The sequence below is a fragment of the Vibrio sp. ZF57 genome, assembly GCF_001691235.1.
Lineage (GTDB): Bacteria > Pseudomonadota > Gammaproteobacteria > Enterobacterales > Vibrionaceae > Vibrio > Vibrio crassostreae_C.
On sequence record NZ_MAKD01000012.1, the window covers coordinates 90,303 to 104,520 of the forward strand.

Sequence of the window (14,218 nt, forward strand, 5' to 3'; positions counted from 1 at the left end):
GCTAACTCGTTTCGCCAAGCATCGCTTTTAATACTTCTGCGGGTACAGGCTGAAGTTGTTTGTCTTTATCTAGGCAAACCATCTCGATATCACCAATCACGGCAGGTTTGGTTGCATCTTTACGCCATACCTCTTGTCGCCATAAGGTTTTGTATTTGCCATCGAGCTCAAAAGAGGTTCGGATATCGCAGATCTCTGCGAACTCAACGCCGTCTTGAAAGGTCATATTGGCTTTATACACCGCAAACCCCAGTCCATGTTCATTCCACAACTCTGCCAGTTTATCGCTGCCCAACACATGCTCGCGCGCACGCTCAAAGTATTTAAGAAAGTTAGGGTGATAAACCACACCTGAGTGATCGGTATCTTCGTAGTAAATCTGTACTGGGTGATGGTAGATCTGACTCATGGGTAGCAACTCTTGGTAAGTAGTGGATCAGTAAATCTGACTAAGTTGTGCAGCACTCTACAGGATAGGTTGAAATTACTTCAAGGCATCATCGTGAAAGGGGCTTTTGGTCAGACCTCATTTATCACTGATGCTTTGGTCAACTCCCACCCATTTACAAATATTCTATGTGTCATTTTCCACCCATTAATTTTTGTAGCGAGTTAGCGACAACTGCAGGCAGATCTGATGAAGCCTTGCGGTTAAAGGTTTGTTAATGAATTGTGTCAATATGGCGCGCTAATTGCCTTAGTGAAAGCACGCAGTTCCCATTGAAGGGCTGCTTTGTTTACTAAGGAGAATAATAATGTTTAAGCCTCTTACCCTGCTGTCTGTATCTGCTCTGGCGCTCACAAGTTTTAATGCTGCTGCAAACTGTGACCCTGGTGAAATCGTGATTAAATTCAGTCATGTAACCAATACCGATAAGCACCCGAAAGGCATCGCCGCTTCTTTACTGGAAGAGCGAGTAAACACAGAAATGAATGGAAAAGCTTGTATGCAAGTTTTCCCTAACTCAACACTTTACGATGATAATAAGGTACTGGAAGCCCTGTTAAATGGTGATGTTCAAATGGCGGCGCCATCGCTGTCAAAATTTGAGAAGTTCACTAAGAAATACCGCATTTTTGACCTTCCTTTCCTATTTGAAGACGTAGAAGCCGTTGACCGTTTCCAAAACTCAGAATCTGGTGAAAAGCTGAAGAACGCGATGAAGCGTCGTGGCCTGCAAGGTCTTGCGTTTTGGCACAATGGCATGAAACAGATGTCGGCGAACAAACCTCTTATCAGCCCTGAAGATGCAAAAGGTTTGAAATTCCGTGTTCAAGCATCGGATGTATTGGTGGCTCAGTTTGAACAACTAGGCGCTAACCCACAGAAGATGTCTTTCAAAGAAGTGTACGGTGGCTTGCAAACTAAAGTTATCGATGGTCAAGAGAACACATGGTCAAACATCTACGGTAAGAAGTTCTTTGAAGTACAAGACGGCGTGACCGAAACTAATCACGGTATCTTGGATTACCTAGTTGTAACGTCAAACGACTTCTGGAAAGACCTACCTGAAGATGTACGCACACAGCTTGGCACTATCGTTCAAGAAGTGTCTGAGACGCGAAACGCAGAATCTTCAAAAGTTAACCTAGCGAACAAAAACAACATCATCGAAGCGGGTGGTGAGGTTCGTACACTTACGCCTGAACAGCGTGAAGCATGGGTAGCTGCACTTCAACCAGTATGGAAGAAGTTTGAAAAAGACATCGGTTCAGACCTTATCGATGCAGCGTTAGCTTCAAACCAATAACACCGCTAAGGGAGTGGCGAGTATTCGTCACTCCTTATTAAAACAATTATAAGCGGAGTCAATTATGGAAAAGCCTCAAATGGAACAACCAAATTCTAGCGAATCAGCACTGGAAACCTCTCTTTTTTCCAAAGTCGGAAGAGTTACGGATGTGATTGAAGAGTCACTAATCGCATTTTTCCTTGGCGCAATGACGCTACTTACTTTTGCTAACGTGGTATTTCGATACGCATTCAATGACAACATCTTATGGGCACTGGAACTGACCGTGTTCATGTTTGCTTGGATGGTGTTAGTGGGCGCATCTTATGGCGTTAAAAAACACTTCCACATTGGTGTTGATGTGATCATCAACCTTGCCCCAGAAAAGCTACGCAAAGTGTATGCGCTCATCGCCGTGACAAGCTGCCTAGCATTTTCAATCTTACTTCTTATCGGTTCTTGGAATTATTGGTACCCATTCGCGACCGATCGCGCATGGTACGAGACCGACGATATTCCAATGCCAGAGATGCTTCAGTTTCTTGCTGACTGGCTGAATGAAGGCGAGCGATACGAGAAACTGCCACGTTTTATTCCTTATATGGCGCTGCCGATTGGTATGGCAATGCTAACGTTCCGTTTTGCTCAAGTTGCTTACCAAGTCGTCACAGGCAAGCTTGACCGCATGATTGCAGGACACGAAGCCGAAGAAGAGCTGGATGCGTTGAAAGCAGACGTGCTAGCGGGCCCTGACGAAGATGCAACAGCGGTATTGAATTCGACTCCGCAGAACAAAGCGAATGAGTCGAGTACAAAATCTAACGGTAAGGAAGACTAATCATGGCAATGTTATTTCTATTTTTAATGGTAATTGCTTTCATGTTGGTCGGTGTACCAATTGCAATTTCCCTCGGTTTATCGAGCGTAATATTCTTATTGATGCACTCAGATGCGTCATTAGCTTCAGTCGCACAAACGCTGTTTAATGCATTTGCAGGCCACTACACACTCTTAGCGATTCCTTTCTTTATCTTGGCCTCTAGCTTTATGTCTACTGGTGGCGTGGCGAAACGTATTATCCGTTTTGCTATCGCGATGGTGGGTTGGTTCCGCGGCGGCTTGGCGATGGCGTCGGTTGTGGCATGTATGATGTTCGCAGCCCTTTCTGGTTCATCTCCTGCAACGGTAGTGGCGATCGGTAGTATCGTTATCGCAGGTATGATCAAAAACGGCTACTCAAAAGAGTTCGCGGCAGGGGTTATCTGTAACGCAGGTACGTTGGGGATCTTGATTCCACCGTCCATCGTGATGGTGGTATACGCGGCGGCGACCGATGTATCGGTAGGTCGTATGTTCTTAGGTGGCGTTATTCCTGGTTTGCTGGCGGGTGTGATGTTGATGATTGCTATCTACATCGCAGCACGTATTAAGAAGATTCCGGCACAGCCATTTGTGGGCTGGGGCGAGATGTTCGCAGCTGCGAAAGATGCGAGCTGGGGCTTGCTGCTGATTGTCATCATTCTAGGTGGTATCTACGGCGGCATCTTTACTCCGACAGAAGCGGCGGCAGTGGCTGCGGTGTATGCCTTCTTCATTGCCAACTTTATCTATAAAGATATGGGGCCTTTCGCTGACAAGAACAATACAAAGCCTGCTTTGGTTAAGGTGTTCCAAACGTTTTTCCATAAAGACACCAAAGACACACTTTACGATGCAGGCAAGCTGACGATCATGCTGCTGTTTATCATTGCCAATGCTCTGATTCTTAAGCATGTACTGACCGAAGAACGCATTCCTCAAATGATCACTGAGTCTATGCTATCTGCAGGCTTAGGGCCGATCACCTTCTTGATTGTAGTGAACGTTTTACTCTTGATTGGTGGGCAGTTCATGGAGCCATCAGGCTTGCTGATCATTGTTGCTCCGCTGGTTTTCCCAATCGCGATTGCACTCGGTATCGACCCAATCCACCTAGGTATCATGATGGTAGTGAACATGGAGATAGGGATGATAACGCCGCCTGTCGGGCTCAATTTGTTTGTGACCGCCGGGGTCGCCAAGATGTCGATGATGAACGTGGTGAAAGCGGCACTGCCTTGGGTAGGCGTGATGTTCCTGTTCCTGATTATCGTCACTTACGTGCCGTGGGTATCTACATGGTTACCGACCGCATTGATGGGACCGGAAATCATAACCAAGTAGTGGGCTGTTTAGTTACACGGCTAGTGTAACGAACGGTTTCATTATCAATGTAAATAACGGCGATAGATGAAGAGTTACACCTTTTCATCTATCGCTTTATTTTTCCCGCGCCTTATTGTGCCGCTTAAACGCCTGTCATAACCTTTCCAGCGTACTTTTTTCTTTCTTCGCTCGCGCCCAGATCTTCTTTCTACTTCATAATGGTCATCAATCAGCACTGTATCTACAATGACAGGAATGGTCGTTTTTTCATTCATATGCAACTTATCCTTAAAGTCGACATATAAATTATGGAAGATGAACCTTATCTCTGCCAGTTTCGATATACATTCAGATTAAGCTACGCTTTGCGTTTTATTTCGTGTTTGATTCTTTTATCTCACAGCTTAATTATTCACTTCGAAATCTATTGTTTTACTTAAAATTATCTTTGTCGATTTGATAACGCTGCATTTTGTCGTAAAGCGTTTTTCTTGGGACATTTAATTGAGACATAGTTAATTTTATACTCCCTTCATTCTCAATCAACGCGCGTTCGATCACCGCTTTTTCGAACTCTGCCACTTGGTCCGATAGGCTAATGCTGGTGTCTGAGTGGCTCTCTGAGTTCGCACCATCACCCAGTTGAGCTAATTTCCCTAGTAAGATGAAGCGTTCAGCGCTGTTACGTAATTCTCGAACATTTCCCGGCCAATCATGAGCCAAAAGCGCGTGCAGCTCCTTTTGTGGAAGGGCAGGGGCAGTCTTGCCATAACGCGCCGCAGCGACCAGTAAGAAGTGGTGGAAGAGTGCTGGGATATCTTCTTGTCGGCTTCTTAACGGCGGTAAATCTAAGGTCACAACATTGAGTCGATAATAGAGGTCTTGGCGGAAAGTGCCTTCTTCAGCGGCTTTCTTTAGGTCGACTTTAGTTGCCGCAATCACTCGAATGTCTAGAGGGACTAAACCATTAGACCCAACCCTTTCGATGACGCGTTCTTGCAAGACGCGCAACAGGCGAATTTGTGCCTGCATTGGCATGGACTCAATTTCATCTAAGAATAGAGTTCCGCCCTGAGCAAATTCAAATTTACCGACACGTTTGCTTTCTGCGCCAGTGAATGCCCCTTTCTCATGGCCATACAGTTCACTCTCAATCAGATTTTCAGGCACTGCGCCGCAGTTGACTGCGACGAAGTTTTGTTCTCGCCTGCTGCTTTGTTCATGCAGAGAACGTGCAACTAATTCTTTGCCGGTACCTGTCTCGCCAAATAGCAATATGTCGGCATTGGTATCGGCAACGTGAGTGATGATAGACCGCAGCTCCGTCATTGATTGCGTATCACCAATGATTCTAGGGCCGAGCGCTTGGCTGGCTTTGAGTGAACGTTTTAACTCAAGGTTCTCTAGTGTGAGCTGACGTTTTTCTATCGCTCGCTTAGTGGTTTCGATTAGGCGTTCATTAGCGAAAGGTTTTTCAATGAAGTCATAGGCGCCGTATTGGATGGCTTGAACGGCCATTGAAATATCGCCGTGACCAGTAATCATGATCACGGGGATCTCTTTGTCTTTGTGCATCACGGTGTTGAGCAGATCATGCCCGGATAGACCTGGTAGACAGATATCAGTGATGATCACGTGAGGTAAGCCGTTTTCTTGAATCGCGAGCAGAGCAGACTCCGCATCGGGAAAGAATTCGGCATCAATGTCGGCGAGCTCGAAGCTCTGTTCAATCGCCATTCTTAGATCGGATTCATCATCAATGAAATAGACGTGACACATAGTGATTCCTTTACTTCTTTGTATTCTGGTTATTGCTGAGTTTTTGTTTGCTGTTCATGTCCAACAAGGGGCAACTCTATGCTGATTCGAGCACCGCCTTGAGGGCTACTACCGGTAACGAGCTTGCCATTTATTCCGTTGATTATTTGTTGAGAAATCGATAGCCCAAGTCCAAGTCCGTTTTTCTTGGTGGTATGGAAGGGTTCAAAAAAGTTTCCGCTAGAAGGGGAGGTGAAGCCGGGGCCGTTATCATCGACATGAATTAGCAAGGTATTGGCTTGTTGATGGTCGGACTCTCTAATCTCTAACAGAATAGCTAATTGTTTGTCATCTTGTTGTTCCACCGCCTGAATCGCGTTGGTCAGCAGGTTAATGATCACCTGTTCCAGTTGAATGGCGTTGGCGAGCACGCAAGCATCAAAGGTCTCAGGGAGTTCGTTGACCTTAACTCGCTCGCTCTTGAGTTGTGGCTTCATCAGCTCTTTCGATGAATGTAAAACTGGGAGTATTTGTAAGGTGTGTAGCTCTTCCGCAGTAGATTTTTTGGCGAACGAGCGAAGCTGGTGGCTGATTTTCGCCATACGATCAGTGAGTGCCGAGATTCGCGATAGATTGTCATCGACACGATCGGTTTTTTCTTTGGCAAGAAACAATCGGCCGTTGTCGGCATAACTGCGAATCGCGGCAAGCGGGTTATTCAGTTCGTGACTGATGCTCGCTGACATCTGCCCTAGCACTGCTAGTTTGGCGGCTTGGATGAGCTCGTCTTGGGTTTGCCTCAGAACATGCTCGGTTTCGATACGGTGTTTGATCTCAACATGTAACTCCGATGTACGTTCAAGCACTTGAAATTCGAGTTTTTGCTTGGCTTCGGATTGCAGCCTGTCTATCTGTGCTCGTCTTTGTTGTCTATGGTGGTTGAGCTGCATTGTTAGATAAATAATCGCAAAGATTAGGCTCAAAACCACAAGGTAAGCAACCAAGTCCCACCAAACTAAGTGGGTTGGAGAAAATACCCGTATGGTGAGTCTTGGTTCGGCTAGGAAACGCGAAGAACTAAAGAACTGCTCTTGGACGAGTTTGTGTGGCGACTCAATACGACTGGTGGCACTGTCTAAATCGCCGGAGAAGTGCAGGCTTTCTATTTGTGTATCGAGATACTGCCTGCTTTCTTGAATTCGAGTGTGTTGTACTTCGCTTAGCGGCTGAAGGCTTTTGAACAGCCACTCAGGGTTACTCGACATAAATACAATTTGATCTTTATCGTCAGCAACAAAAAAACTCTGTTTGCCTTTCCAACTTGCTTCAATCAGCGATAAATCCATCTTTACGACAATGACGCCAATAATCTCGGCGGCATAGGAGACGGGGTAAGAATAATAATAGCCTCGCTTTCCAGAGGTTGAACCTAGCGCAAAATATTGATTTTCATTGCCAATAATCGCTTCTTGAAAGTAGGGGCGGAAAGCAAAGTTACGACGAATAAAAGAACGCGGTTGATTCCAGTTACTGGCTGCAATGGTGGTGCCGATACTGTCTAGTAGGTAGGTGTCGGATGCTTGAATCACCGAGTTTACGTGCTCTAGATAACGATTAGTGAGTTCGATTTGCGCAGAGTTACTTGGAGAGTGCAGGGCATCGACCAGCTCTTTGTCTTTTGAAAGCAGCTCGGGAATGTGCGCGAACTTATCCAATTGGCTTGAAATATGAACAGAAAAGCGGTCCAGCTTAGATTGATGATCATTTAACAAACTTTCATGGCTCGTGCTCCACACCCAATGACCGCCAAACACCATCAGTAAACTGTATGTGACCATTAACAGTATTGGGATTTTAAAAGCTTGAAACATGAAGGCTCTCCGCTGATTTCTTTGGTAAACAATCAAGCCTGTCTTCTCTCGTTTATGGTAGCAAATAGCGGTAGTTTTTGCTGAAAGCAGAGAGTGAACAGATGGATGTAGGTTAAGGGTTTGTAACGGGGATTGTTGAAAAAGTTATCGACTCTGAGGGGTAAAACAAGAGCAAGATCTCTTTTTAAGGTTTTTAGCAAAAAAAGCCCTCGATTCCCTTGAAAAAGTCGCTATTGTCCCCATTTCTGTTGTGCTAAGTGATGATTTGATCGTTTTTGTATCACTTAGTTGGACGAATTTAGAGCATTCATCATCATGCAGAGGTGAACGGCTCGACAGAGATTAAACAGATCGCTAGAATGTCGCGTCTAAAATTTCTGTCCTGAGGCTAATCGGAGATACCTTTCTTGTTTCTGAAAACAAGCTTTCTTGCGTTTTAATCGACGTGTGAAGAACGAAGATATCGCTGATTAGTCTGGTGTTTGGTTGAATAATCAATTCAGACATCAATGCTCGATTTTAAATTAGGTGTTCGGATAGAGCACTACACAAGGATGCAGCCAACAACGTCTGCTTTTGAATTAAAGCTAAGTTACGGCTCATATGCTCAGATTACTGAGCCAGTTTTGAGGTTTATATAATGCAAGTTACTGTTGAAACGCTAGAAGGCCTAGAGCGCCGTCTTAATATTACTGTTCCTGCTGCTAACATCGAAGATGCAGTTACAGCTGAACTACGCAACATCGCGAAAAACCGTCGTTTCGATGGTTTCCGTAAAGGCAAAGTGCCAATGAAGATGGTTGCTAAAATGTACGGCAAAGCAGTACGTCAAGACGTGATGGGCGAAGTAATGCAACGTCACTTCATCGAAGCGATCGTTAAAGAGAAAATCAACCCAGCTGGCGCACCTACTTTCGCACCAGTTGAAAACAACGAAGGCGCTGACCTAGTATTCAACGCAACTTTTGAAGTTTACCCAGAAGTTGAGCTGAAAGGTCTAGAAAACATCACTGTTGAGAAACCAGCAGTAGAAGTTAAAGAAGCTGACGTTGAAGAGATGATCGAAACTCTACGTAAGCAACAAGCAACTTGGACTGAAGTTGAAGCTGCTGCTGACGCTGGTTCTCGTGCAACTATCGACTTCGTTGGTTCTATCGACGGTGAAGAGTTTGAAGGCGGCAAAGCTGAGAACTTCCCACTAGAGATGGGCGCTGGTCGCATGATCCCTGGTTTTGAAGACGGTATCGTTGGTAAAACAGCAGGTATGGAATTCGAAATCGACGTAAACTTCCCAGAAGATTACCACGCTGAAAACCTAAAAGGTAAAGCAGCTAAGTTTGCAATCAAAGTAAACAAAGTTGAAGCTCGTGAACTTCCAGAACTAAACGAAGAATTCGTTGCTAAGTTCGGCGCAACTGACGGCGTTGAAGGTCTTAAAGCTGAAGTTCGTAAGAACATGGAGCGTGAGCTTAAGCAAGCTGTTAAGAACCGCATCAAAGAGCAAGCTATCGACGGTCTAGTTAACGAAAACAACATCGACGTACCTTCTGCTCTTATCGATCAAGAAATCGGTGTTCTACGTCAACAAGCTGCTCAACGTTTCGGTGGCAACACTGAAGCTGCTGACCAACTTCCACGTGAGCTGTTCGAAGAGCAAGCTAAACGTCGCGTAGTTGTAGGTCTTCTTCTTGGTGAAGTAATCAAGACTGAAGAACTAAAAGCTGACGACGAGAAAGTTAAAGCTATCATCGAAGAGATGGCTACAGCATACGAAGATCCAACAGAAGTTATTGCTTACTACGAGCAAAACGAGCAAATGATGAACAACATGCGCAATGTTGCTCTAGAAGAGCAAGCTATTGATGCAATCATCGCTAAAGCTCAAGTTTCTGATAAAGAAGTTAGCTTCAACGAGCTAATGAATCAGCAACCTGCTTAATATAGTAATATCTGACGTAGAAGGTTGACGTACGGTCAACAATTCTGCTAACAATGGTCCGTATGATTTAATCATTCGGGCCATTTATTTTAGGGACATAAGAATATGAGCTACCAAGAAAAAAATACAATGCCATCGATTATGGACGCACTAGTTCCTATGGTGGTTGAACAGACTTCCCGTGGTGAACGTTCTTACGATATTTATTCTCGTCTATTAAAAGAACGTATCATTTTCTTAACAGGTCAAGTGGAAGACCACATGGCAAATCTTGTCGTGGCTCAACTGCTTTTCTTGGAATCAGAAAACCCAGACAAAGATATCTATCTTTACATCAACTCACCTGGCGGTAGCGTAACAGCAGGCATGTCTATCTACGACACAATGCAGTTCATCAAGCCAAACGTGAGCACAGTATGTATGGGTCAAGCTTGCTCTATGGGTGCATTCTTACTAGCGGGTGGTACTCCTGGTAAGCGTCACGTGCTTCCAAACTCACGTGTAATGATTCACCAGCCACTTGGCGGTTTCCAAGGCCAAGCGTCTGATATTCAAATTCACGCGCAAGAGATCCTAACGATCAAACAAAAGCTAAACAAACTATTGGCAGAGCACACAGGTCAGCCTCTAGAAGTTGTTGAGCGCGATACAGATCGTGATAACTTCATGTCTGCTGATCAAGCAGTAGAATACGGCTTGGTGGATTCAGTTCTTAATCACCGCGGTCAATAATTGCAGGGCAATTGTTTAACGCAAAGTGATTCAAATTGATATACACTCAAGCATAGAGAGTTAAGGCTAAGAGGTTAGCGAATGACAGATAAAAGCAAAGAGGGTGGTAGCGGTAAACTGCTTTACTGCTCTTTCTGTGGCAAAAGCCAACACGAAGTTCGCAAGTTAATCGCAGGTCCTTCTGTTTACATTTGTGATGAATGTGTCGATCTTTGTAACGACATTATTCGTGAAGAAATTAAAGATGTTCTTCCTAAGAAAGAATCGGAATCGCTGCCAACGCCGCGTGAGATTCGTGAGCATCTTGACGACTATGTAATCGGTCAAGAATACGCGAAGAAAGTGCTAGCAGTTGCAGTTTATAACCACTACAAGCGTTTACGTAATGGTGATACGACAGCTGAAGGCGTAGAGCTAGGTAAGAGTAACATTCTTCTTATCGGTCCTACTGGTAGTGGTAAAACACTACTGGCTGAAACATTGGCTCGTTTCCTAGACGTTCCTTTCACAATGGCAGACGCAACAACACTAACCGAAGCGGGTTACGTGGGCGAAGATGTTGAAAACATCATCCAGAAGTTGCTTCAGAAATGTGATTACGACGTAGCGAAAGCGGAACGCGGCATTGTTTACATCGATGAAATCGACAAGATTTCTCGTAAAGCTGAAAACCCATCAATCACGCGTGACGTGTCTGGTGAAGGTGTACAGCAAGCTCTACTAAAACTTGTTGAAGGTACAGTAGCTTCAGTTCCACCTCAAGGTGGTCGTAAGCATCCACAGCAAGAGTTCTTGCAAGTGGACACGTCTAAGATCTTATTTATCTGTGGTGGTGCGTTTGCAGGCCTAGATAAAGTGATTGAACAGCGTGTAGAAACAGGTTCAGGTATCGGCTTTGGCGCAGAAGTGCGTTCAAAAGATGAAACCAAAACTATCGGTGAATTGTTCACTCAAGTAGAACCTGAAGATCTAGTGAAATATGGTCTGATTCCAGAATTCATTGGTCGTCTACCTGTGACAACAACACTGACAGAGCTTGATGAAGAAGCGCTAATCCAAATCCTATGTGAGCCAAAGAATGCACTTACAAAACAGTACGCAGCATTATTTGAGCTTGAGGATACAGAGTTAGAATTCCGTGAAGATGCTTTACGTGCCATTGCTAAGAAAGCAATGAACCGTAAAACAGGTGCTCGTGGTCTACGTTCTATCTTGGAGGGTGTTCTACTAGAAACTATGTACGAACTGCCATCTTCAACTGATGTAAGCAAGGTTGTGATTGATGAGTCGGTAATTAATGGTGAGTCAGAACCACTATTAATTTACAGCAACTCAGATAACCAAGCAGCTGTTGCAGAGTAGGTCTTTTTTAGACAAGTCACTCAAATTGAAAAAGGAGGTAAGCAATTACCTCCTTTTTTTTATTCTTCCATTGAATCCAGTCGTTTAAGCCCCATATACTGCTTTATAAGTTAAAGCGGAAGAGAGAAATATATGAACTTGGAACGTTCCGAGCGTATCGAAATCCCCGTGCTACCTCTACGTGATGTAGTGGTTTACCCACACATGGTTATTCCATTGTTTGTTGGTCGTGAAAAATCGATTACTTGCCTTGAATCGGCAATGGAAGCTAACAAACAAGTACTACTTGTAGCGCAGAAAGAAGCGGACACTGATGAGCCTTCAATTGACGACCTATTTAAAGTAGGAACTGTCGCTACCATTCTTCAGTTACTAAAGCTCCCTGATGGTACTGTTAAAGTGCTTGTCGAAGGTCAGCAGCGTGCAAAAATTCACCAATTCAAAGAAAGTGAGTTTTTCTTAGCGGACGCAGAATACGTTGTAACCTCAGAACTTGACGAAAAAGAACAAGAAGTGGTTGTTCGCAGCGCGATCAATCAATTCGAAGGCTTTATTAAGCTGAACAAAAAGATTCCACCAGAAGTTCTAACATCTCTGAACGGTATTGATGAGGCAGCTCGCCTTGCTGATACGATTGCTGCACACATGCCACTTAAACTGGTAGACAAGCAGCACGTTCTAGAAATCTTAGATGTGACTGAACGTCTGGAATTCTTGATGGGCCAAATGGAGTCAGAAATTGACATCTTGCAAGTTGAAAAACGCATTCGTGGCCGCGTTAAGAAGCAAATGGAAAAATCTCAGCGTGAGTACTACCTGAATGAGCAAATGAAAGCGATTCAGAAAGAACTTGGCGAGATGGACGACGCTCCTGATGAATTCGAGACTCTGAAGAAGAAGATCGAAGACTCTAAGATGCCTCAAGAAGCTCGTGAAAAAACCGAGCAAGAACTGCAAAAACTGAAAATGATGTCGCCAATGTCTGCTGAAGCAACAGTAGTACGTAGCTACATTGATTGGATGGTGGGCGTTCCTTGGGCTAAGCGTTCAAAAGTGAAAAAGAATCTAGCGAAAGCGGAAGAGATCTTAAACGAAGACCACTACGGCTTAGAGCGTGTTAAAGAACGTATTCTTGAATACTTGGCAGTACAAAACCGTATCAACAAGCTAAAAGGCCCAATCCTTTGTCTTGTTGGTCCTCCTGGTGTAGGTAAAACCTCGCTAGGTCGTTCGATTGCTGCGGCAACGGGTCGTAAGTACACGCGTATGGCACTTGGTGGCGTTCGTGATGAAGCTGAGATTCGTGGTCACCGTCGTACGTACATCGGTTCACTTCCGGGTAAACTGATCCAGAAGATGTCTAAAGTTGGTGTTAAGAACCCACTGTTCCTATTAGATGAGATCGATAAGATGTCTTCTGATATGCGTGGCGACCCATCTTCAGCACTTCTAGAAGTTCTAGATCCAGAACAAAACAACGCATTTAACGATCACTACCTAGAAGTAGATTACGATCTGTCAGATGTTATGTTCGTGGCAACATCGAACTCGATGGACATTCCTGGGCCTCTACTGGACCGTATGGAAGTGATTCGTCTATCTGGTTACACAGAAGATGAGAAGCTGAACATTGCTAAGAGCCATTTACTGGACAAGCAAGTTCAACGCAACGGTCTTAAGCCTCATGAAATTGAGATTGAAGACTCTGCAATCATCGGCATCATTCGTTACTACACGCGTGAAGCGGGTGTACGTAGCCTAGAGCGTGAAATCTCAAAGATCTGTCGTAAAGCAGTGAAGAACATCTTGCTAGACAGCGATCTTAAGTCTGTAACGGTTAACATTGATAACCTGAAAGAGTACTTAGGTGTTCAACGCCACGACTTCGGTAAAGCGGATGAAAGCAACCGTATCGGTCAAGTAACAGGCCTAGCGTGGACTCAAGTGGGTGGTGATCTACTGACTATCGAGACCGAAGCAATGCCGGGCAAAGGTAAGCTAACGCAAACTGGCTCACTTGGCGACGTGATGAAAGAGTCGATTCAAGCGGCAATGACAGTGGTTCGTTCTCGTGCTGAAAAACTGGGTATCAACTCAGATTTCTACGAAAAACGTGACATTCACGTTCACGTACCAGAAGGTGCTACACCGAAAGATGGCCCGAGTGCGGGTATCGCAATGTGTACTGCACTTGTCTCTAGCTTGACGGGTAACCCGGTTAAAGCAGAGGTCGGTATGACAGGTGAAATTACCCTTCGTGGTGAAGTTTTACCTATCGGTGGCTTGAAAGAAAAACTGCTTGCTGCACACCGTGGCGGCATCAAAACTGTACTGATCCCTAAAGACAATGAGCGTGATTTGGAAGAGATTCCAGACAACGTAATCGCTGACTTGAAGGTGATCCCGGTTCAGTGGATTGATGAAGTACTCAAAGTCGCGCTAGAACGAGATCCGTCAGGGGTCGAGTTTGACGTGAAAAAATAGTGATGCATAGCAAAAATAAGTAAAGAATTACGCTGATAGGCCCGAAAAGGCTTGTCAGCGTTTTTTTTGGACGCTAAGTTATTGATCAAAGCGGCAGCCCTTTTGCAATAAGGCTTGCGGCTAAATTAAAACCAAAATGGAACGTACAGTCATCA

Annotated in this window: 11 protein-coding genes and 1 pseudogene; 8 read left to right on the top strand and 4 right to left on the bottom strand. The window is 44.7% G+C overall.

Annotation, left to right across the window (positions count from 1 at the left end; translation table 11 throughout):
- Window position 1: 1 nt before the first annotated feature.
- Window positions 2-409: a thioesterase family protein gene (locus tag A6D97_RS01460; RefSeq protein ID WP_004736070.1), complete on the bottom strand. Its 408-nt coding sequence runs from the start codon at window positions 407-409 to the stop codon at window positions 2-4.
- A gap of 346 nt (window positions 410-755) precedes the next feature.
- Between A6D97_RS01460 and A6D97_RS01465 the strand changes: the two genes are divergently transcribed.
- The 3 genes from A6D97_RS01465 (at window position 756) to A6D97_RS01475 (ending at window position 3,935) form a co-directional block, all read left to right on the top strand.
- Window positions 756-1,751 (top strand): TRAP transporter substrate-binding protein, encoded by a 996-nt coding sequence (locus A6D97_RS01465; RefSeq protein ID WP_016788636.1) that lies wholly within the window; start codon window positions 756-758, stop codon window positions 1,749-1,751.
- Between the two features lie 64 nt (window positions 1,752-1,815).
- Window positions 1,816-2,571, top strand: a complete 756-nt coding sequence (locus A6D97_RS01470) for a TRAP transporter small permease (protein ID WP_029235189.1) — start codon at window positions 1,816-1,818, stop codon at window positions 2,569-2,571.
- 2 nt (window positions 2,572-2,573) lie between these two features.
- On the top strand, window positions 2,574-3,935 hold the full coding sequence (locus A6D97_RS01475) for a TRAP transporter large permease (protein WP_065583682.1): 1,362 nt from the start codon (window positions 2,574-2,576) through the stop codon (window positions 3,933-3,935).
- Between the two features lie 74 nt (window positions 3,936-4,009).
- Here A6D97_RS01475 and A6D97_RS01480 read toward each other — a convergent pair whose 3' ends face one another.
- The 3 genes from A6D97_RS01480 to A6D97_RS01490 all read right to left on the bottom strand — a co-directional run bounded on the left by A6D97_RS01480 (window position 4,010) and on the right by A6D97_RS01490 (window position 7,546).
- The gene (locus A6D97_RS01480; RefSeq protein ID WP_017064086.1) at window positions 4,010-4,192 is read right to left on the bottom strand and encodes a hypothetical protein; all 183 of its coding nucleotides are present in this window, start codon (window positions 4,190-4,192) and stop codon (window positions 4,010-4,012) included.
- Between the two features lie 157 nt (window positions 4,193-4,349).
- A complete protein-coding gene (locus tag A6D97_RS01485) occupies window positions 4,350-5,696 on the bottom strand; it encodes a sigma-54 dependent transcriptional regulator (RefSeq protein ID WP_017064085.1) in 1,347 nt (448 codons plus the stop codon).
- 29 nt (window positions 5,697-5,725) lie between these two features.
- Window positions 5,726-7,546 carry an ATP-binding protein gene (locus A6D97_RS01490; RefSeq protein WP_065583683.1) on the bottom strand — a complete coding sequence of 607 codons (1,821 nt, stop codon included), beginning with the start codon at window positions 7,544-7,546 and terminating at the stop codon, window positions 5,726-5,728.
- A gap of 163 nt (window positions 7,547-7,709) precedes the next feature.
- Here A6D97_RS01490 and A6D97_RS22335 point away from each other — a divergent pair.
- The 5 genes and pseudogenes from A6D97_RS22335 to lon all read left to right on the top strand — a co-directional run.
- Window positions 7,710-7,892 (top strand): annotated as a pseudogene (locus A6D97_RS22335) (hypothetical protein); the annotation flags it as partial.
- Window positions 7,893-8,186: 294 nt separating this feature from the next.
- Window positions 8,187-9,485, top strand: coding sequence for a trigger factor (gene tig, locus A6D97_RS01495; protein ID WP_017060621.1), 1,299 nt, complete (start codon window positions 8,187-8,189; stop codon window positions 9,483-9,485).
- A gap of 105 nt (window positions 9,486-9,590) precedes the next feature.
- Window positions 9,591-10,217 (top strand): ATP-dependent Clp endopeptidase proteolytic subunit ClpP, encoded by a 627-nt coding sequence (gene clpP, locus A6D97_RS01500; protein WP_004736080.1) that lies wholly within the window; start codon window positions 9,591-9,593, stop codon window positions 10,215-10,217.
- Window positions 10,218-10,298: 81 nt separating this feature from the next.
- Window positions 10,299-11,579, top strand: a complete 1,281-nt coding sequence (gene clpX / locus A6D97_RS01505; protein ID WP_009847283.1) for an ATP-dependent protease ATP-binding subunit ClpX — start codon at window positions 10,299-10,301, stop codon at window positions 11,577-11,579.
- Window positions 11,580-11,711: 132 nt separating this feature from the next.
- Entirely contained in the window at window positions 11,712-14,063 is a 2,352-nt protein-coding gene (gene lon / locus A6D97_RS01510) for an endopeptidase La (protein ID WP_017060619.1), read from the top strand.
- The last annotated feature ends 155 nt before the right edge of the window (window positions 14,064-14,218 follow it).